The sequence below is a fragment of the Streptomyces nitrosporeus genome, from assembly GCF_008704555.1.
In the GTDB taxonomy this organism is placed as follows: Bacteria; Actinomycetota; Actinomycetes; order Streptomycetales; family Streptomycetaceae; genus Streptomyces; species Streptomyces nitrosporeus.
On the sequence record NZ_CP023702.1, the window covers coordinates 3,562,363 to 3,583,357 of the forward strand.

General features: G+C 69.5%; 9 protein-coding genes and 3 rRNA genes. 5 read left to right on the forward strand and 7 right to left on the reverse strand.

The features are described 5' to 3' along the window. Entirely contained in the window at nucleotides 1-1,413 is a 1,413-nt protein-coding gene (locus tag CP967_RS15840) for a sensor histidine kinase (RefSeq protein ID WP_373300395.1), read from the forward strand. After that, the gene (locus CP967_RS15845; protein WP_150488610.1) at nucleotides 1,410-2,078 is read left to right on the forward strand and encodes a response regulator; all 669 of its coding nucleotides are present in this window, start codon (nucleotides 1,410-1,412) and stop codon (nucleotides 2,076-2,078) included. The genes CP967_RS15840 and CP967_RS15845 overlap by 4 nt, the downstream gene beginning before the upstream one ends. 159 nt (nucleotides 2,079-2,237) lie before the next feature. On the opposite strand, the gene rrf is transcribed toward CP967_RS15845, so the two are convergent. From rrf to CP967_RS15870, 4 genes are all read right to left on the reverse strand, one after another. Beyond that, nucleotides 2,238-2,354 (reverse strand): 5S ribosomal RNA (rrf, locus tag CP967_RS15850). A 79-nt stretch (nucleotides 2,355-2,433) separates the two neighbouring features. Beyond that, nucleotides 2,434-5,558 (reverse strand): 23S ribosomal RNA (locus CP967_RS15855). 302 nt (nucleotides 5,559-5,860) lie between these two features. Further along, nucleotides 5,861-7,386 (reverse strand): 16S ribosomal RNA (locus tag CP967_RS15860). The 16S, 23S and 5S rRNA genes sit together here, the layout of an rRNA operon. Before the next feature lie 767 nt (nucleotides 7,387-8,153). Then, entirely contained in the window at nucleotides 8,154-8,711 is a 558-nt protein-coding gene (locus CP967_RS15870; protein WP_150488611.1) for a MarR family winged helix-turn-helix transcriptional regulator, read from the reverse strand. A 138-nt stretch (nucleotides 8,712-8,849) separates the two neighbouring features. On the opposite strand from CP967_RS15870, the gene CP967_RS15875 reads away from it, so the two are divergent. Further along, nucleotides 8,850-10,148 carry an MFS transporter gene (locus CP967_RS15875; protein ID WP_150491876.1) on the forward strand — a complete coding sequence of 433 codons (1,299 nt, stop codon included), beginning with the start codon at nucleotides 8,850-8,852 and terminating at the stop codon, nucleotides 10,146-10,148. 125 nt (nucleotides 10,149-10,273) lie between these two features. On the opposite strand, the gene CP967_RS15880 is transcribed toward CP967_RS15875, so the two are convergent. Next, nucleotides 10,274-11,932 (reverse strand): ATP-binding SpoIIE family protein phosphatase, encoded by a 1,659-nt coding sequence (locus tag CP967_RS15880; RefSeq protein WP_150488612.1) that lies wholly within the window; start codon nucleotides 11,930-11,932, stop codon nucleotides 10,274-10,276. A gap of 330 nt (nucleotides 11,933-12,262) precedes the next feature. Continuing rightward, nucleotides 12,263-13,723 (reverse strand): NAD(P)/FAD-dependent oxidoreductase, encoded by a 1,461-nt coding sequence (locus CP967_RS15885; RefSeq protein ID WP_150488613.1) that lies wholly within the window; start codon nucleotides 13,721-13,723, stop codon nucleotides 12,263-12,265. Between the two features lie 338 nt (nucleotides 13,724-14,061). On the opposite strand from CP967_RS15885, the gene CP967_RS15890 reads away from it, so the two are divergent. After that, entirely contained in the window at nucleotides 14,062-14,877 is an 816-nt protein-coding gene (locus CP967_RS15890; RefSeq protein WP_150488614.1) for a TetR/AcrR family transcriptional regulator, read from the forward strand. 249 nt (nucleotides 14,878-15,126) lie between these two features. Then, nucleotides 15,127-17,181, forward strand: coding sequence for a sigma-70 family RNA polymerase sigma factor (locus tag CP967_RS15895; protein ID WP_190175169.1), 2,055 nt, complete (start codon nucleotides 15,127-15,129; stop codon nucleotides 17,179-17,181). A 91-nt stretch (nucleotides 17,182-17,272) separates the two neighbouring features. Here the strand turns inward: CP967_RS15895 and CP967_RS15900 are convergent, their stop codons facing one another. Continuing rightward, nucleotides 17,273-20,992, reverse strand: a complete 3,720-nt coding sequence (locus CP967_RS15900; RefSeq protein ID WP_150488615.1) for an AfsR/SARP family transcriptional regulator — start codon at nucleotides 20,990-20,992, stop codon at nucleotides 17,273-17,275. Nucleotides 20,993-20,995: the final 3 nt, after the last annotated feature.

Consider the following 20,995-nt stretch of genomic DNA (forward strand, 5'->3'; position numbering starts at 1 on the left):
GTGACGGACGGACCACGGGTGGACGGACCACGGACAAACAGCCCGAGGACGGACAAGCCGAGGCCGGACAGGGCCGGTGCGCAGGGGGCCGGCCCCGGACGGCGGGGCGACCGGGGCGGCGGCACCGCCGCCCTGACCCGGTACATCCAGGAGCGGCTGGACCGGCTCCGTGCCCTGGACCGCCGGCGGCCGGTGTTCTGGGACCTCACGCTCACCGGGTTCTGGACGATGTTCGCCGTGCTCGACTACACCAGCGGCGGATGGCGCACGGTGGCCGACAACCGGGACGCCCCGGAAGCCCTGGTGCTCCTGATGAGTCTGTGTTTCTCCGTACCGCTGCTGTGGCGCCGCAGCCGGCCCCTGGCCGTGCTCGTCCTGATGGCACCGGTGTCCGCGCTGAACATCTGGACGGGCGCCGTGGTCCAGGCCGCGTTCCTCCAGCTGATCCCCGCGTACACGATCGCCCTGACGCTCCCCTTGCGGACCTTCGCCCGGTCGGCGCTGCTGATGTGCCTGCCCGCCGCCGCCGGTGCCGTGCTCGTCCCGGGGACCGCGGACCGGCAGCTGGTCTCCTACCTGTGGGGCATCGCCTTCGTCGCCCTCCTCGGCATCGCGGTCCGCACCCGCCGGGACTACACCGAGGCCCTGGTCGAACGCGCCCACCGCCTCGAACGTGAACGCGACCAGCAGGCCCGGCTCGCGGCGGCCGCCGAACGCGCCCAGATCGCCCGGGAGATGCACGACATCATCGGCCACAACCTGTCCGTCATCACCGGCCTGGCCGACGGGGGCTCCTACGCCGCGGCCGCCCGGCCCGAGCGCGCGGCACAGGCGCTGGAAGCCATCGGCACCACGAGCCGCCAGGCGATGGCCGAGCTACGACGGGTCCTCGGCGTCCTGCGTGAGACGGAACCGGCCGCCGAACTGGCGCCCCAGCCGTCCCTCACCGACCTCGACACCCTCCTGGCAGGCGTACGGGACGCCGGACTCGCCGTACGCCTGACCGTCCACGGCCGCCCTCCGAAGACCGCGGCACCGCCCGGCTGCCAGCTCGCCGTCTACCGGGTGGTGCAGGAGTCGCTGACCAACACCCTCAAGCACGCCGGCCCCGGGGCCACCGCCGACGTCACCCTCACCTACACGCCCGGGGCCCTGGAAGTGCTCACCACCGACACGGGCGGCGACCGCCACCGCACGGACCACGTCCCCGCGGCCCCGGCCCCCGCGCATCCCGTCCCGGCAGGCCGGACCCCGCAGGACCGCCCCCCTGTCCCGGCCGCAGGCCGGGGCCGGGGAATCAGCGGTATGCGCGAACGGGCCTCCCTCTACAACGGCACACTCGAAGCCGGCCCGCTGCCGACCGGCGGCTGGCGGACCCTGCTTCACCTTCCCCTGGAGGACTCACCCGCGTGACGAGCGTACTGATCGCCGACGACCAGGCCATGCAACGCTTCGGGTTCCGCATGCTGTTGGAGAGCCAGGACGACATGACCGTCGTCGGCGAGGCCGCCGACGGCACCGAAGCGGTCAACCTCGTGACCCGCCACCGGCCCGACGTCGCCCTGATGGACATCCGCATGCCCGGGCTCGACGGCATCGAGGCGACCAGGCGGATCCTCGACTCCGGCGTCCGCACCCGCGTCCTCATCGTGACCACGTTCGACATGGACGAGTACGCGTACGCCGGCCTTCGCGCGGGTGCCAGCGGTTTCCTGGTGAAGGACGCGATGCCGGAAGAGCTCCTGTCCGGCATCAGGGCTGTGGCCGGCGGTGACGCCGTCGTCGCACCCAGCCTGACCCGCCGGCTCCTGGACGCCTATGCCCACCATCTGCCCTCCTCCCCCGGCGCACGCCCGCACACCGAGGACCCCCGTATCGCGTCGCTGACGGAGCGGGAAAGGGAAATCCTCACGGTGATAGGGCAGGGCTGGAGCAACCAGGAAATCGCCGCACGGCTGCATCTCGCCGAATCGACAGTGAAGACACACGTCACCCGGATCCTTGCGAAAACCGGCTCCAGGGACCGTGTCCAGGCGGTGATCCTGGCGTACGACACCAGGCTGGTGAACCCCAGATGACCCACCGCGCAGACCGGGGCGGGACAGCTGACAGCCGTACGGCCGACCACCGTGCCGCCCCGGCCACGGACACATCTGTCGGACGCTTTCTGGGTGTGTTCCGGTGGTGAACGCAGGAAAGCCCCGCACCAAAAGGTGCGGGGCTTCCCCGGAATAATTGTTCGGCGGCGTCCTACTCTCCCACAGGGTCCCCCCTGCAGTACCATCGGCGCTGAAAGGCTTAGCTTCCGGGTTCGGAATGTAACCGGGCGTTTCCCTAACGCAATGACCACCGAAACACTATGAAATTAACCAACACCGGACAACAACACGGCCGTTCGTTATTTCAGAACTAACACAGTGGACGCGAGCAACTGAGGACAAGCCCTCGGCCTATTAGTACCAGTCAGCTCCACCCGTTACCGGGCTTCCACATCTGGCCTATCAACCCAGTCGTCTACTGGGAGCCTTAACCACTCAAGGTGGTGGGAACACTCATCTCGAAGCAGGCTTCCCGCTTAGATGCTTTCAGCGGTTATCCTTTCCGAACGTAGCCAACCAGCCATGCCCTTGGCAGGACAACTGGCACACCAGAGGTTCGTCCGTCCCGGTCCTCTCGTACTAGGGACAGCCCTTCTCAATATTCCTACGCGCACAGCGGATAGGGACCGAACTGTCTCACGACGTTCTAAACCCAGCTCGCGTACCGCTTTAATGGGCGAACAGCCCAACCCTTGGGACCGACTCCAGCCCCAGGATGCGACGAGCCGACATCGAGGTGCCAAACCATCCCGTCGATATGGACTCTTGGGGAAGATCAGCCTGTTATCCCCGGGGTACCTTTTATCCGTTGAGCGACAGCGCTTCCACAAGCCACTGCCGGATCACTAGTCCCGACTTTCGTCCCTGCTCGACCCGTCGGTCTCACAGTCAAGCTCCCTTGTGCACTTACACTCAACACCTGATTGCCAACCAGGCTGAGGGAACCTTTGGGCGCCTCCGTTACTCTTTAGGAGGCAACCGCCCCAGTTAAACTACCCATCAGACACTGTCCCTGATCCGGATCACGGACCCAGGTTAGACATCCAGCACGACCAGAGTGGTATTTCAACGACGACTCCACAACCACTGGCGTGGCCGCTTCAAAGTCTCCCACCTATCCTACACAAGCCGAACCGAACACCAATATCAAACTATAGTAAAGGTCCCGGGGTCTTTCCGTCCTGCTGCGCGAAACGAGCATCTTTACTCGTAGTGCAATTTCACCGGGCCTATGGTTGAGACAGTCGAGAAGTCGTTACGCCATTCGTGCAGGTCGGAACTTACCCGACAAGGAATTTCGCTACCTTAGGATGGTTATAGTTACCACCGCCGTTTACTGGCGCTTAAGTTCTCAGCTTCGCACACCCGAAAGTGCACTAACCGGTCCCCTTAACGTTCCAGCACCGGGCAGGCGTCAGTCCGTATACATCGCCTTACGGCTTCGCACGGACCTGTGTTTTTAGTAAACAGTCGCTTCTCGCTGGTCTCTGCGGCCACCCCCAGCTCACCGAGTAAATCGGATCACCGGTGATGGCCCCCCTTCTCCCGAAGTTACGGGGGCATTTTGCCGAGTTCCTTAACCATAGTTCACCCGAACGCCTCGGTATTCTCTACCTGACTACCTGAGTCGGTTTAGGGTACGGGCCGCCATGAAACTCGCTAGAGGCTTTTCTCGACAGCATAGGATCATCCACTTCACCACAATCGGCTCGGCATCAGGTCTCAGCCTTAACGTGTGACGGATTTGCCTACCACACGGCCTACACCCTTACCCCGGGACAACCACCGCCCGGGCTGGACTACCTTCCTGCGTCACCCCATCGCTTACCTACTACAAGTCTGGTTCATCGGCTCCACCACTACCCTCAACTCCGAAGAGATCGGGCCGGCTTCACGGACTTAGCATCGCCTGATTCAGTACTGGGCGTTTCAAAGCGGGTACCGGAATATCAACCGGTTGTCCATCGACTACGCCTGTCGGCCTCGCCTTAGGTCCCGACTTACCCTGGGCAGATCAGCTTGACCCAGGAACCCTTAGTCAATCGGCGCACACGTTTCTCACGTGTGTATCGCTACTCATGCCTGCATTCTCACTCGTGAACCGTCCACAACTCGCTTCCGCGGCTGCTTCACCCGGCACACGACGCTCCCCTACCCATCCCAGCCCCCGTTGGGGGTACATGCTGGAATGACACGACTTCGGCGGTACGCTTGAGCCCCGCTACATTGTCGGCGCGGAATCACTTGACCAGTGAGCTATTACGCACTCTTTCAAGGGTGGCTGCTTCTAAGCCAACCTCCTGGTTGTCTCTGCGACTCCACATCCTTTCCCACTTAGCGTACGCTTAGGGGCCTTAGTCGATGCTCTGGGCTGTTTCCCTCTCGACCATGGAGCTTATCCCCCACAGTCTCACTGCCGCGCTCTCACTTACCGGCATTCGGAGTTTGGCTAAGGTCAGTAACCCGGTAGGGCCCATCGCCTATCCAGTGCTCTACCTCCGGCAAGAAACACACGACGCTGCACCTAAATGCATTTCGGGGAGAACCAGCTATCACGGAGTTTGATTGGCCTTTCACCCCTAACCACAGGTCATCCCCCAGGTTTTCAACCCTGGTGGGTTCGGTCCTCCACGAAGTCTTACCTCCGCTTCAACCTGCCCATGGCTAGATCACTCCGCTTCGGGTCTAGAGCGTGCAACTCAAACGCCCTGTTCGGACTCGCTTTCGCTACGGCTTCCCCACACGGGTTAACCTCGCTACACACCGCTAACTCGCAGGCTCATTCTTCAAAAGGCACGCAGTCACGACTGTATGTGCAAGCACACACAGCGACGCTCCCACGGCTTGTAGGCACACGGTTTCAGGTACTATTTCACTCCGCTCCCGCGGTACTTTTCACCATTCCCTCACGGTACTATCCGCTATCGGTCACCAGGGAATATTTAGGCTTAGCGGGTGGTCCCGCCAGATTCACACGGGATTTCTCGGGCCCCGTGCTACTTGGGTGGTTCTCAAACGAGCCGTCAATGTTTCAGCTACGGGGGTCTTACCCTCTACGCCGGACCTTTCGCATGTCCTTCGCCTACATCAACGGTTTCTGACTCGTCTCACAGCCGGCAGACTGTGAAAGAGAACTCCCACAACCCCGCATGCGCAACCCCTGCCGGGTATCACACGCATACGGTTTGGCCTCATCCGGTTTCGCTCGCCACTACTCCCGGAATCACGGTTGTTTTCTCTTCCTGAGGGTACTGAGATGTTTCACTTCCCCTCGTTCCCTCCACACTGCCTATGTGTTCAGCAGCGGGTGACAGCCCATGACGACTGCCGGGTTTCCCCATTCGGAAACCCCCGGATCAAAGCTCGGTTGACAGCTCCCCGGGGACTATCGTGGCCTCCCACGTCCTTCATCGGTTCCTGGTGCCAAGGCATCCACCGTGCGCCCTTAAAAACTTGGCCACAGATGCTCGCGTCCACTGTGCAGTTCTCAAACAACGACCAGCCACCCATCACCCCACCCATAACAGGTGAGTGCACTGGGGCCGGCAACCGAAGGCGACCATCACGGCCGTACCTTCAGACACCCAACAGCGTGCCCGACCCGACCAGCCCATTCCCTGTGTTCCACGCCGAAGCAGTACTAACAGAAACCAGACCAGCCGTGCCGAATAGTCAACGTTCCACCCATGAGCAACCAGCACCGGACACTCGCCGGTGTACTGGCCCCTGACCGAGCGAACTCGGTAAGAAGTGCTCCTTAGAAAGGAGGTGATCCAGCCGCACCTTCCGGTACGGCTACCTTGTTACGACTTCGTCCCAATCGCCAGTCCCACCTTCGACAGCTCCCTCCCACAAGGGGTTGGGCCACCGGCTTCGGGTGTTACCGACTTTCGTGACGTGACGGGCGGTGTGTACAAGGCCCGGGAACGTATTCACCGCAGCAATGCTGATCTGCGATTACTAGCAACTCCGACTTCATGGGGTCGAGTTGCAGACCCCAATCCGAACTGAGACCGGCTTTTTGAGATTCGCTCCGCCTCACGACTTCGCAGCTCATTGTACCGGCCATTGTAGCACGTGTGCAGCCCAAGACATAAGGGGCATGATGACTTGACGTCGTCCCCACCTTCCTCCGAGTTGACCCCGGCAGTCTCCTGTGAGTCCCCATCACCCCGAAGGGCATGCTGGCAACACAGAACAAGGGTTGCGCTCGTTGCGGGACTTAACCCAACATCTCACGACACGAGCTGACGACAGCCATGCACCACCTGTATACCGACCACAAGGGGGGCACCATCTCTGGCGCTTTCCGGTATATGTCAAGCCTTGGTAAGGTTCTTCGCGTTGCGTCGAATTAAGCCACATGCTCCGCTGCTTGTGCGGGCCCCCGTCAATTCCTTTGAGTTTTAGCCTTGCGGCCGTACTCCCCAGGCGGGGAACTTAATGCGTTAGCTGCGGCACCGACGACGTGGAATGTCGCCAACACCTAGTTCCCAACGTTTACGGCGTGGACTACCAGGGTATCTAATCCTGTTCGCTCCCCACGCTTTCGCTCCTCAGCGTCAGTAATGGCCCAGAGATCCGCCTTCGCCACCGGTGTTCCTCCTGATATCTGCGCATTTCACCGCTACACCAGGAATTCCGATCTCCCCTACCACACTCTAGCTAGCCCGTATCGAATGCAGACCCGGGGTTAAGCCCCGGGCTTTCACATCCGACGTGACAAGCCGCCTACGAGCTCTTTACGCCCAATAATTCCGGACAACGCTTGCGCCCTACGTATTACCGCGGCTGCTGGCACGTAGTTAGCCGGCGCTTCTTCTGCAGGTACCGTCACTTTCGCTTCTTCCCTGCTGAAAGAGGTTTACAACCCGAAGGCCGTCATCCCTCACGCGGCGTCGCTGCATCAGGCTTTCGCCCATTGTGCAATATTCCCCACTGCTGCCTCCCGTAGGAGTCTGGGCCGTGTCTCAGTCCCAGTGTGGCCGGTCGCCCTCTCAGGCCGGCTACCCGTCGTCGCCTTGGTAGGCCATCACCCCACCAACAAGCTGATAGGCCGCGGGCTCATCCTTCACCGCCGGAGCTTTCAACCCCGTCCCATGCGGGACAGAGTATTATCCGGTATTAGACCCCGTTTCCAGGGCTTGTCCCAGAGTGAAGGGCAGATTGCCCACGTGTTACTCACCCGTTCGCCACTAATCCACCCCGAAGGGCTTCATCGTTCGACTTGCATGTGTTAAGCACGCCGCCAGCGTTCGTCCTGAGCCAGGATCAAACTCTCCGTGAATGTTTTCCCGTGATCGGGATGAACACCACGAGAGCGGAACGACCAGGTCGGAATATGACCGGTCGTTCACAGCGTCCTCGCTGTGTGTGCCTGACCGCATCCGGAAAAGTTCCGGACCGGGCAGGTCTTTTCAAAGGAACCACCAACCTGCCGAAGCAGGCCGGGGTATCAACATATCTGGCGTTGACTTTTGGCACGCTGTTGAGTTCTCAAGGAACGGACGCTTCCTTCGGTCCCGTCTCACCGGGCCCTCCGGGCGCTTCCCTTCGTTCTTGCGTTTCCGACTCTATCAGACTCTTCCGTGTCCGATTCCCGGCCGAAGCGGGATTCCTGCACTCGCCTTCCCGGTCCCACGCTTTCGCGCTTTCCCTTTCCGGCGAGTCCGACTCTATCAGATCCTTTCGGGCCTGATTCCCAGTCAGCGGGGTTTGTCTTCCCGGCCCTTCGGCCGTTCCGACATCCAGAACTCTAGCGGATTTCCCCGGCGACTCATAATCGAGTCTTCGAATTGAATTCCGGCATGCCGAAATTCTCCCCGACGGGGTGTCGTGCTGAGTTTGGTTGCCGCGTCCGCGGCGGGATCGGCTGCCTCGGAACCGTACCGGCTCCGTGACAACTCGAAGAACCTTACGGATCGCGGAGGGGCGTGTCAACCCCTCCCCAGCACCTCCATGGCGCCACCCGCACCACCCGCACCACCCGCACCACCCGCACCATCCGGGCCCGGGGCCCGGCATCGGAGCCGTGCCACCGGAGCCCAGGGGCCGTCAGTCCAGGTCGGTGAGCCGGCCGCCGGCGTCCGGCTGTGCGTGTTCCACCCGGCGCAGCAGCCGGATCAGAACCTCGCCGAGGGCTCCGCGTTCCTCACTCGAAAGATCCTGGAGGAGATCCTCCTCGAAGGCGGTGGCCATGCGCATGGCCTCGAGCCACTTCGTACGGCCCTCGTCGGTGACCTCGACGATGACCCGCACCCGGTTGTTCTCGTCCCTGTCCCGGGTGACCAGGCCCTCGCCCGCCATCCGGTCGATGCGGTGGGTCATCGCGGCCGGGGTCAGCCCCAGCCGCTTCGCCAGCTCGCCGGGGCCCAGGCGATACGGCGAGCCCGCCAGCACCAAGGTCTTGAGGACCTCCCATTCGGCGTTGCTGATGCCCAGGTCGGCGAGCTGTCTGCCGTAGGCGACGTTCATCCGCCGGTTCAGACGGCCGAGTGCGGAGATGACCTGCTCGACCTGGGGGTCGAGATCACGGAACTCGCGCTGGTAGGCCGCGATCTGCTCGTCGAGGCTCGGCTCCTGGAGCTCGGGCTGCTCGGTGGTGTCAGACATGGCGGGAGTATTGCACGCTCCCCCTCACCGTCGAAGTCCTTCCACATCAAGTATTGAAGTTCTAACTTTAGTGCTAAAGTCTACGGGTCTGTTCAGTGGCTCTTCGATGTCTTGAGGTAGGTGAGTGTGACCAGGGAAATGGGTTCGGCACTGCGGCGGATCCAGGTGGGAAGCGCGCTGAGCGCGTTCGGCCTCGGATTCACCGTCCCGTATCTGTACGTCTACGTGGCACAGGTCCGGGATCTTGGTGCCGGTACGGCAGGTGTCGTACTGGCGGTCTTCGCCATGGCAGCGCTGGCCGTCCTGCCGTTCACCGGGCGCGCCATCGACCGGCGCGGCCCGTTGTCCGTACTGGTGGTGGCCTCGGCCGCGGCGGCGGTGGGCGCCGTGGCGCTCGGGGTGTCGGCGGGTGTGACCACGACCGTGCTGTCGGCCGCGGTGCTCGGTGCGGGCACCGCCGTCATGCAGCCGGCCCTCGCGACGATGCTGGTGCGGTGCTCCGACGCCTCGACCCGTACCCGGGTGTTCGCCATGCAGTTCTTCCTGCAGAACCTGGGGCTCGGCATCGGTGGTCTCGTCGGCGGGCAGCTGGTCGATGTCGGGAAGCCGTCGAGCTTCACCGTCCTCTTCCTGATCGAGGCCGCGATGTTCGTGGTGCTCGGCGTGGTCGCGGCCACCGTGCGTATGCCGCAGAACCGGGCCGTCACGGGGAGCACGTCCGGTGAGGCCGCCGCTCCCGCCGCCGGACTCCGTGCTCTGCTCTCGCACCGGGCGATGGTCCAGCTGTGTGTGCTGGGCTTCGTGATCTTCTTCGCCTGCTACGGGCAGTTCGAGTCGGGGCTCGCGGCGTACGGCACCGAGGCCGCCGGCATCGACCCCTCGACGCTCGGTGTGGCACTGGCGGCCAACACCGCGGTCATCGTGCTGGCCCAGTTCGTCGTGCTGCGTCTGGTGGAGCGCCGGCGGCGCAGCCGGGTCATCGCGTGGGTCGGTCTGATCTGGGCGTTCGCCTGGATCGTCGCCGGGTACGCCGGGCTCGGCCACGGCAGCCAGACGATGGCGACGGCCGCGATGATCTCGACGTACGCGCTGTTCGGACTGGGTGAGGCGATGCTGTCGCCGACCGTGGCGCCGCTGGTCGCCGATCTCGCGCCCGAGTCCATGGTCGGTCAGTACAACTCGGCCTTCGCCCTGGTGAAGCAGCTGGCGCTGGCGGTCGGCCCGGCCGTGGGCGGCCCGATGGGCGCGTCGCTGCACGGGCCGTACATCGTGACCTTCGTGCTGTTCTCCCTCGGGGTGACCGTCCTGGCGCTGAAGCTGGGCCGGCGGCTCGCCCCCCACCAGGACAACCCGTCGCTCGCGCCGGTGCCGTCCCGGGTGGTGGCCGTGTCCCTGCCGGAGAGCGAGCCCGCCGTGGCTCCCGCCGCCACTCGCTGAGGCGGGTTGCCGGGGCCCGGCCGGAGCACCCTCACGGAGCGGTGCGCCGGCCGGGGCCCGGCAGCCGCGTCCAGCCGGCCGTGTCCAGTCGGCTTCGGTCAGCCGTGCTCCCGGCCGGCCGTGTGTCAGCCGGGCAGGGCGAACTCGCACCAGACGGCCTTCCCGCCTCCCGGTGTACGACGGGAGCCCCAGGAGGTGGCGATCGTCGCGATGATGGAGATGCCGCGTCCCGCCTCGTCCACCGGCGCGGCGCGGCGCCGGCGCGGAAGGTGCTCGTCCCCGTCGGTCACCTCGATGATCAGACGCCGGTCGGTCCGGCGCAGGCCCAGTCTCATCGGCGGGGTGCCGTGCTGGAGGGAGTTCGCCACGAGTTCGCCGGCGGCGAGCACCCCCAGGTCGCAGAGCTCCACGGGGAACCGCCACGAGGTCAGGACCCCGGTCGCGAAGGCCCGTGCGCGGGGCGCCGCCTCGACACCGCCCAGCAGTTCGAGCGAGGCGTTGTGGAAGAGCTCCGCGCTCGCCCCCGTGCGGGCCGGGTGCTGGACGACCAGCACCGCCACGTCGTCGTCGTGCTCCGCGGTCACTCCCAGGGAGCGGATGAGCCGGTCGCAGACCACCTGCGGCGGTCCCACGGCCCCGGACAGGGCGTGTTCCAGGGCGGCCACCCCCACGTCGATGTCCTCGTTGCGGCGTTCGACCAGCCCGTCGGTGTAGAGCACCGCCGTCGAGCCGGGCGGCAGGGCGATCGTGCCGGAGGTGTGGTCCCAGCCGCCGGTGCCCAGGGGCGGGCCGGTGGGTTCCGCGGTGCTGTGGACCGTGCCGTCCTCGTGGCGTACGAGGATCGGCAGGTGCCCTGCGGAGGCGTACACGAGGTGCCCCTCGTTGGGGTCGTGGACGGCGTACACGCAGGTGGCGATCTGGCTGGCGTCGATCTCGGCGGCGAGTACGTCCAGCAGCTGGAGGATCTCGTGGGGCGGCAGGTCGAGGCGCGCGTAGGCGCGGACGGCGGTGCGCAGCTGGCCCATCACGGCGGCGGCGCGCACTCCGCGGCCCATCACGTCGCCGATGACCAGGGCGGTCCTGCCGGCGCCCAGGGTGATCACGTCGTACCAGTCGCCGCCGACGGCGGCGTCCGTGCCGCCCGGCTGGTACGTCGCCGCGATCCGCAGGTCGTCGGGCTGTTCGAGGTCCTGGGGCAGCAGGGAGCGCTGGAGGGTGACGGCGGTGTCCCGGTGGCGGCGCTCGCTGGCGCGGAGCCGTTCGGCGGCTTCGGCGTGGTCGGTGACGTCCGTGGCGTAGACGAGCACGCCCGTCCCCCCGTCCGTGCCGTCCTCCGCCCGCGGGTCGCGGACGGCGGCCGGTGTGCAGGTCACGGTGTAGGACTGGCCGCTTCGGACCTTGCGGGACTTGACCGTACGGGGGGTGCCGCTGCGCAGGACCTGGCCGACGAGGGGCAGCAGGCCGAGTTCGGTGAGCTCGGGCATGGCCTCGGCCGCGGGCGCGCCGTGGAGCCGGTCGCCGAAGGCCGCCGTGTAGGCGTCGTTGACGTAGGCGATGCGCAGGTCGGGGCCGTGCAGCAGGGCCACCGGGGCGGGCAGACGGCCGAGGATCCCGCTCGCGGCGCCCGCCTCCGGTGAGGTCTCCGGCGTCCCCTCCCGCGGTGCGCGGGCGGAACCGGAGCGTGCCGTCCCGGTGCGGGCGGCGGGGACGGAGCCCTGGTCGTCCCGCGCGGCGGCTCTACGTCGGGTTCCGGGGAGGCGGGCGCTCCAGCGCGTGAAGTTCACAGATTTTCTGGCCTCGTGTGTCGGTCTGGTCCGCTCGGGCGAGCTGCTTCGTCTGCCGGTGCCTGTCCGGCCCCTTGTCCGGGCGCCGGGGCCGGTTCCCAAAAGGGGCGGCCGGCCAGGCCTCTCGTTCCTGGTGGTTCTCGCTGTCGGTCACTCCGGGTGACTGCCGCTGGGTCACTCTGTGCAGGTGCGGGCGCACCTATGGTCACACGTCCAGTCTGACCGGCCGTACTGACAGTTCTCGTACGCCGGCCGGTCCTGTGGCTGAACCGCGGCCGTCGCGCCCCCGGTGGTGGTGCGGCCGGACGGTGTGCGCCCCGGGGGCGCCGGTCAGCCGGACGACGTCGGCGGGCCGTCGTCCGGCGAGGGGCCGTCCCCGGGGCGTGCGCGGTCCCCCGCGCCCCCGGGGCGTCGTGGATCCGGGTCCGCGCCCGCCGCGATCTCGAATTCGGCGCGCGGGTGTTCGAGCGAACCGAGGGAGACGATCTCGCGTTTGAAGAGCCCGGCCAGCGTCCACTCGGCGAGCACCCGGGCCTTCCGGTTGAAGGTGGGCACCCGGCTGAGGTGGTACATGCGGTGGATCAGCCAGGCCGGGTACCCCTTGACCGCACGCCCGTGCACCTGGGCGACGCCCTTGTGCAGCCCGAGGGAGGCGACCGAACCGGCGCTGCGGTGCCGGTAGTCGGTCAGGGGCTGGCCGGCGAGGGAGGCCAGGATGTTCTGGGCGAGGACCTTGGCCTGCCGGACCGCGTGCTGGGCGTTGGGGGCGGTCTCGGCGCCCGGTTCGGCGGAGGCGCGGTCGGGGACGGCCGCGGCGTCGCCGGCGGACCAGGCGTGTTCGACGCCCTCCACCCGGAGGGCCGCGGTGCAGCGCAGTCTGCCGCGTCCGGTGAGGGGCAGGCCCGTCGCGGCGAGGAGGGGCGAGGGTCTGACTCCCGCGGTCCACACCAGGGTCCGCGCCGGGAAGCGCGATCCGTCGCTGAGCTGGACGATCCGCCTCTCGCAGCTGTCCAGCCGTGTCTCGAGCCGGACGTCGATGTTGCGGCCGCGCAGCTCCCCGACCACGTACCTCCCCATGGCCGGGCCGACCTCGGGGAGGATGCGGCCGGACGCCTCGACGAGGATCCACCGCAGGTCGGAGGGGAGGATGTTGTGGTAGTAGCGCGAGGCGTAGCGGGCCATGTCCTCGAGTTCGGCCAGCGCCTCGACGCCCGCGTAGCCCCCGCCGACGAAGACGAAGGTGAGGGCCGCGTCCCGGACCTCCGGGTCCCGGGTCGCGGAGGCGATGTCCAGCTGTTCGATCACGTGGTTGCGCAGGCCGATGGCCTCCTCGACGGTCTTGAAGCCGATGCCGAATTCGGCGAGCCCGGGGACGGGGAGGGTGCGCGCGACGGATCCGGGCGCGAGGACGATCTCGTCGTACGCGATCCCGACGGCGCCGGTGCCGTCCTCGCCGGTGGCGAGGGTGGTGACGGTCGCGGTGCGCTTGTCGTGGTCGACGTGTTCCACCTCGCCGATGACGACCTTGCAGTCGCGCAGCACCCGCCGCAGCGGTACGACGACGTGGCGGGGCGAGATCGAGCCCGCCGCGGCCTCCGGCAGGAACGGCTGGTACGTCATGTAGGGCTCGGGCGTGACCACCGTGATCTCGGCGTCACCGCTGCGCAGTCTCTGCCTGAGCGCACGCTGGAGGCGCAGGGCCGTGTACATCCCGACGTACCCGCCGCCGACGACGAGGACGCGTACGGCCGGCCGGGTGCCGGGGGCCGTCCCCCGGGAATCTGGAGCCATCACCATCCCATGAGGCAACGGAGTCCGTGGTTTGTCCACAGGCCCGGCAATTTGTGTGACCGGAGGTCCCCGGCCGGAGGACACAGGTCCCGCGGTGCCTGTTCCGGCCTGCCGCGCAGGTCAGGAGTGACGCCGGGGGCCGCCGGACGGAACCGGACCGGGCAGGGCCCGGCGGGTGTCCGGAGCGGGGAACCCGTGCTCGGGAGTCTCCCCCTTCTGAATTGACTCCGGCTCAACTATGTTCGTAACCCGCCGGAGTTCGGAATCGGAACGTGATCCGCGCACCGGCTGACACGGCGGGAAGTCTCCGGGGGGAGACGTCATAACCGGGGGAAGTCATGCACATTCAGGATTTGCACGGGCCGGGTGCTGCCACCTCTGCTGCGGAGGGACGCGGGACGCTGGGCTCCGTGACGGTGGCCGTTCCACCGGCCGCGGTCCGGGCGGCCGCCGCCCAGACCGGCACGATCCGTTCGGCGCCGCTGCGGGTCGACGCCCAGAGGAATCTGGAACACGTCCTGCGGGCCGCCCGTGAGGTGTTCGGCGAGCTGGGGTACGGCGCGCCGATGGAGGACGTGGCCCGGCGTGCCAGGGTCGGGGTGGGGACGGTCTACCGCCGTTTCCCCAGCAAGGACGTGCTGGTCCGGCGGATAGCCGAGGAGGAGACCTCCCGGCTGACCGACCAGGCCCGTTCGGCGCTGGGACAGGAGGAGGAGCCGTGGTCCGCGCTCTCCCGCTTCCTGCGCACCTCGGTCGCCTCCGGGGCCGGGCGGCTGCTGCCGCCGCACGTGCTGCGGGTGCGGACCGCCCAGGAGGAGGCCGCCGCGATACCGGCGACGGCCGACGACGAGCAGCGGGTACCGCAGCAGCGCCAGGGGGCCGTGCAGGCCGGTCCTCAGGTGACCGGCCGTCGTCCCGCCGGCGGGGCGGGGCCGGGCGACGACTCCGGCGCCTTCGAACTGCTGGAGGTGGTGGGTCGGCTGGTGGCCCGGGCGCGCGAGTCGGGTGAGCTGCGGGCGGATGTGACCGTGGCCGATGTGCTGCTGGTCATCGCCACGGCGGCACCGGCGCTGCCGGACCCCGCTCATCAGGCCGCGGCCTCCGCACGGCTGCTGGACATCCTGCTGGAGGGTCTCCGCTCCCGTCCCGCGTGACAGCGGTCCGCCGGCCCGTCACCGGGCCGTGCGGGCGGATTGTCCCCGATGGCGGGCCGTCGTGCGACCCGAGTGCGGGAAGTGACCTCGGACGAGTGGTTGCCCCCGTGGCCGGCGAACAACGGGAAGGGCCTGTGGCACTCTTGCCCGGTAATTCGGGACCAAAGGGTTGTCCTGTGATCCGTGGCGGCTCGGCGCGCCCGCCAGGGATCACGGGGCAGTCCTAAGGGTGGTACGGGGGCTTCCACGATGAGTGGTGACGCGCAGCAGGACGAGCCCATCGCCGCTGCCCCCGGCGGGGGGACGGGGACCGGCGGACCGTCCGCGTTCCAGGTGCCCGGCCAGGCGGGCCGGGGGACGCCGGACGGACCGGCCGGGGGCGGCACCGTGCTGCCGGGTCCCTGGTCCTCACCGGCCGACGGGACGCTACCCGGCGGGACCACATCCGGTGCGGCGGTGTCCGGCGGCACCGCGCCCGGTGACGCCGGCGGTCCGGGCGGTGCCGTCTTCGCCGTGCCTCTCCAGCGTGAGGGCCGCGCGGGCTCGGCCGGCCCGGGGGTGTCCGACGCCGAGCTGATCCAGGGCATGCGGTCCGGCGACGACCGGGCCTACGACGAGCTGTTCCGGCGCCACTCCGCGGCCGTCCGCCGGTACGCGCGCACCTGCTGCCGTGACGCGCACACCGCCGACGACCTGACGGCGGAGGTGTTCGCCCGGACACTGCAGGCGGTACGGGGCGGGAAGGGCCCGGAGGAGGCGGTGCGCGCCTACCTCATGACGGCGGTACGCCATGTCGCCGCCGCCTGGACGAAGAGCGCGCGGCGTGAGCAACTCGTCGACGACTTCGCGGTGTTCGCCGCGCAGGCGACGCGTTCCACCGGTCTTCCGGAGGCGGAGACCCTCGATCTGGGTGCCGATGTGCGGGCGATGCACGAGGCGGACCGGTCGATGGCCGTGCAGGCGTTCCGCAGTCTGCCGGAACGCTGGCAGGCGGTGCTCTGGCACACCGCGGTGGAGGAGGAGTCACCGAGCGAGGTGGCCCCGCTGTTCGGCCTGTCGGCCAATGCCACGGCGGTGCTGGCCCTCCGGGCGAGGGAAGGGCTCAAGCAGGCCTACCTCCAGGCGCATGTGAGCCGTTCCCTGACCTCCGGCGGGGACTGCGCCCGGTACGCGGACCGGCTCGGCGCCCATGCCCGCGGGGGCCTGCGCACCCGGGCCGAGCGGGGGCTGCGCAAGCATCTCGACGCGTGTGCGAAGTGCCGGGTGGCCGCCGGTGAGCTGAAGAGCGTCAACGCCGGTATCCCGGCGCTGCTTCCGGTCGCGGTCATCGGCTGGTTCGCCGCGGGGTACGCGGTCAAGGCGGCGGGCGTCGTCGCGGGCGGGGCGGCCGGGGCGGCGGGCGCCGGTGCGGCAGCGGCGGCGACGGGCGGCGGCGCCTCCTCGGGCGGACCTGCGGGCGGGGCCGCAGCCGAAGGACTCGGCGCTCCGGCGAAGGCCGGTATCGCGGCGGCCGCCGCCGTGGCGGCCACGGCCGGACTGGTCTGGGCGCTGGTGGGCGACGAGGGGACGGCCCCGGTGCCCGCGCCGGTGGCGAAACCCCCGGCGGTGGCTGCGGCCACACCGTCCCCCACTCCCCCGCCGGAGCCCACGACCGCTCCGCCCGCACCACCGGCACCCCCCGTGACGCCCCCGGCGGCCTCGGCACCCACACCGACGCCCACGCCGGCGCCCGCACCGAGGCGGCGGCCGGCCCCGGCAGAGGCGACCTCCGCCCCGGCCCCCTCGCCCTCCGCTTCGGTCCCCGCGCCGGAGCCGAGCCCCGTACCGCCTCCCCCGGCCACCCCGCCCCCGCCCGAGGTCTTCCAGGTCAACGAGCTGGCGTACTCGGTGGCCGGGGACCACATCGCGCCGGAGATCGTCCTCGGGGAGTCCCGTGGTGTGGTCTGGCAGCGCACCGGTCTGTCGGTCGGCGGCACGGCGTACGCGCACGGGGTGACCGTCCGCCCCCGTTCGTCGATCGCCATCCGGCTCAACCGCACGTGCACGCGGTACGAGGCGGTGGTCGGCGTGGACGACCTGACGCAGGGGGCGGGCCCGGTGCGTCTCCCGGTGCGTTTCTTCGTCCAGGGCGGTGACGGGTCCCAGCTGTGGGCGTCCCCGGTGCTGCGCGGCGGAGACACGGCCGTACCGGCGGATGTCGCCATCGAGGGGCAGGAGGCGATCCGGCTCGTCGTGGAACCCGCCGGACCGATGGGCGGGGCGGCCCTGGCGGACTGGGCGGAATCCCGGATCAGCTGCCGCTGACGGCATCCCTGCCGGCAGCCTCCCCGCCGGAGGCGTCCTCCTCGCCCACGGCCCCTTCCCCGGCGAAGGCATCCTCCTCGGCGGCGGCCGTCTACCCGGAGGCACCCCCGCCGGCGGCCTCCCCGTTCACGGTGGTCAGGTAGGCCACGGTGTCCGCCAGGGTCATCCGTGCGCCCCTGGCGCGCTCGGCGGCGTACCGCTGCGGGCCCAGACGTGCGCGCAGCCGGTCCAGGGCCGCCGCCAGCTCGGCCTCCTCCGTCGCCGGACGGAGGACGGGCGGACGCCATCCGTCCGCGGCGGCGAGCACACGTACCGCTGCCGCGTCCAGTCCCAGCCGGGGCAGGGTGAGGCCCGCCGCTTCCGTCAGGTACGCCATGTAGACCTCCGGGCAGCCCGCTTCGGCGGCCAGGCCCAGGGCCTTCGTGATTCCGCGGAGGCCGACGGCGGGGCCGCCGGACGGCTCGAACACGCTGATGTACGCGGCCATTCCCTGGGCCGCCGCGGTGAACTGCGGGGGCGGGCTGCCGTACACCTGGTTGCGGCCCGCCTCCTCCAGGAAGCGCCGCGCCTCGGGGATCCGTCTCTCCGCCAGGGCGATCGAGGCCCGCAGGAAACCGATGTGGGCGTGGGCGTCCCGCACGTGCCGGCGCCTCGCCACCTCCTCCGCCCGGTCCAGTCCTCGGCGGGCGCTCTCCAGGTCCCCCGTACGGTAGGAGATCTCGGCGAGGCGGCCGAGCAGGAACGGCTCCTCCGCGTGGGCGCCCACCTCGCGGGCGAGTTGCAGCGCTTCCCGGTAGGCGGCCCGCGACTCCTCGTACTTCCCCCACATCATCCCCGCCTCCGCGGCGGCGCTCGTCACCTGGGCACGGAGGTAGCGGTCGCCGATGCGGTGGCTCAGCGCCCGCAGTTCGGCGAGGTCCTCCTCGATGCCGTCCACACCCTGCGGGGTGTCCACCAGCATGTGGGTGCGGAACATCAGGGTGACGCCGTACTCCCAGTCCCCGCCGTGCTCACGGGTGTGGGCGACGGCCGCGTCGAACTGCGCGAGCACATCCACGTCGTGCCCGCGGCGCATATAGGCGGTGAGGGGCCACAGCAGTCCGGGGAAGCGGGCGGATTCGGGGCTGTCGAGGGCCGCGAAGGCCGAGGACACCCGGTTCACCAGCGCCTGGAACGCCTCGTCCTCGAGGATGTCGTCCATCGGCCGGCTCTCCGCGGTGAGGAAGAACCGCAGCATGTGCAGGTGCATCCGGGGCCAGTAGCGGGGGTCGCCCGGATCCGTGGGATCGGTGCCCATCGCGGCCGCGCGGTCCGCCCAGCCGAGGCCCTCCGTACGGAAGTTGCGCAGCCACCAGAACCAGCCGGTGCTGAGCACCATGCGCAGCGCCTCCGCCTCGTCCGGGTCGGTGACGACGGCACGGTGCAGGGCGGCCCGTACGTTGTCGAGGTCGGTCTCCAGGCGGCGGATCCAGGGCAGTTGCCCCGCGGACCGGAGTTGCGGGTCCGCGCGCGTCACGAGGGCCGCGAAGCAGGCGGTGTGGGCGGCGGAGGCGGCGGCGAGTACGTCCGGGGTCTCGGCGGCGCGCTCGGCCGCGTACTCGTGGATGGTCTCCAGGAGGCGGTAGCGCATCTCGCCGTACCCGTCCGGGGAGGCCAGGACGAGCGACTTGTCCACGAGGGCTCCGAGCAGGGACGCCGTGTCCGGGCCGGTCCCGCCCGGGGAGGCGGTGTCCGGGCGGGCGGTCACCGCTTCGGCGGCGGCGAGGTCCCAGCCCCCGGCGAAGACGGACACCTGGCGCAGGAGGGTGCGTTCGTCCTCCGTGAGCAGGTCCCAGGACCAGTCCACGACCGCCCGCAGGGTCTGCTGGCGGGGCAGCACGGTGCGGCTGCCGCTGGTCAGCAGCCGGAACCTGTCGTCGAGGCGGTCCGCGATCTGGCGCGGGGTGAGCAACCGCAGCCGGGCCGCGGCCAGTTCGATGGCGAGCGGCAGCCCGTCCAGCCTTCGGCAGATCTCGGCCACGGCCTGCGGGGTGCCGTCGGCCGCCTCCGGGTCGAAGCCCGGCCGGACCGCACGGGCCCGTTCGGCGAAGAGCCGGTGCGCCGGGTCCGGGGCCAGGGGGTCCACGGGGCGCACGACCTCGCCGGGGACACCGAGGGGTTCACGGCTCGTGGCGAGGACACGCAGCCCCGGGCAGTGGGTGAGCAGGGTTTCCGCGAGGGCCGCGGCCGCGTCGACGACGTGCTCGCAGTTGTCCAGCACGAGGAGGAAGGGGCGGGCCCGGGAGCGTTCGGAAAGATGCTCGACGAGCCTGTCCGTGGGGTCGTCGGACACGGCACCGCCGTCGCGGGCGGCATCGCGCAGAAGGGCCGTCTCACGCAGGCCGAGCGCGGAGAGCACGGCTCCGGGCACCGCGGCGGGGTCGTCGAGCGGGGCCAGCTCGGCGAGCCAGGCGCCCTCCCCCGCCGCCGCTTCCTCGGCCAGCCGGGTCTTCCCCGAGCCACCGGTCCCGGTGAGGGTGACCAGCCGGGCACGGCCCAGTTCGGCTCGGATGTCCCGCAGCTCGGTGGTGCGTCCGACGAAGGAGGTGAGCCGGGGGCGGATGTTGCCCGCAGCCGTACCGGCTCCGTGGACGGGATCGACGGTGCCGGCTACGTGGTGCGCGCCCCCGGGGCCCTCCGGGACGGCGGAGGCCACCGGGGCCGCGGGGCCGGTGGAGCCCGTGGGGTCCCCGGGATCGGTCGAACCGGTGGTGGCTGTGGGGACTGTGGGGGCCATGAGACCGGCAGGGCCGGTGGTGGCCGTGGGGTCCGGCCGGCCCGAGATGTCCGAGTAGCCGGCAGGGCCGGGACGTCCCATCGCCCCCGGGCGGCCCCCGGGCCACGGAGGGCCGCTGCGGGCGCGGGGACCCGTGGCGGTGGGCGCGGCGGGGTCCGCCCCTGTCCCGTGCCGTCCACCGGGGCCGCCCGGGGCTCCCCGCCCGTCCGGGGCTCCCCGCCCGTCCGGGCCCGCCGGGCTTCCCCGGCCCTCCGAAGCAGGAACCGGAGCAGGAGCAGGAACAGGGGGCGGCGCCGGATCCGGAACAGGGGCAGGGTCCAGGAGTTCCCGGTGGAGGGCGGTGAGTTCGGGGCCCGGGCCGGTGCCCAGACCGTCGGCGAGGGCCCGGCGGGCCTCCTCGTACGCGACGAGGGCGTCGGCCTGTCTGCCCTCGGCGCGCAGTGCCCGGACGAGCTGGGCCCGCAGGGGCTCGTGGTACGGATGCGTCGCGACGAGCTCCCTCAGCTCGGGGACGAGGCCCTCCCGCGCACCGCGCCGGAAGTCGGCCTCGACGCGCTGCTGGACCGCGGTGAGCCGGTGCGCCTCCGCCCGTGCCGCGTACGCCCGTCCGCTGCCGGGGAGGTCGGCGAGGAGAGGGCCGCGCCACAGGGCCAGAGCATCACGCAGTGTGCGGGCAGCGGTCTCGGCGTCCCCCGCGGCCAGTTCGGCGGAACCCCGGCGGGCAAGCCGCTCGAAGACATGGAGGTCGATGTCCTCGGGAGCGGCGTCCAGACGGTAGCCACCCGGCGTCCCGGGCACCGCCTGCCGGCCGAGCACCCGGCGCAGCCGTCCCACGAGTGCCTGGAGGGCGGCCGGCGCGTCGTGCGGCCGGTCGCCGGCCGCCCATACGTCGTCGACGAGCGCGGCGACGCCCGCCGGCCGGCCCGCCCGCACGGCCAGAGCCGCGAGCAGGGCGCGCAGCCGGGGCCCGCCGACGGGCAGCGGGTCGCCGTTGTCGTCCAGGGCCTCGGTGACGCCGAGGATCAAGTACCGCATCGG

What these genes read in the sequence shown, in the direction of transcription:
- CP967_RS15890 (WP_150488614.1), top strand. Translation starts at nt 14,062, where the DNA reads ATGCACATTCAGGATTTGCACGGGCCGGGTGCTGCCACCTCTGCTGCG.
- CP967_RS15885 (WP_150488613.1), bottom strand. Translation starts at nt 13,723, where the DNA reads ATGGCTCCAGATTCCCGGGGGACGGCCCCCGGCACCCGGCCGGCCGTA.
- CP967_RS15870 (WP_150488611.1), bottom strand. Translation starts at nt 8,711, where the DNA reads ATGTCTGACACCACCGAGCAGCCCGAGCTCCAGGAGCCGAGCCTCGAC.
- CP967_RS15895 (WP_190175169.1), top strand. Translation starts at nt 15,127, where the DNA reads ATGAGTGGTGACGCGCAGCAGGACGAGCCCATCGCCGCTGCCCCCGGC.
- CP967_RS15900 (WP_150488615.1), bottom strand. Translation starts at nt 20,992, where the DNA reads ATGCGGTACTTGATCCTCGGCGTCACCGAGGCCCTGGACGACAACGGC.
- CP967_RS15875 (WP_150491876.1), top strand. Translation starts at nt 8,850, where the DNA reads ATGGGTTCGGCACTGCGGCGGATCCAGGTGGGAAGCGCGCTGAGCGCG.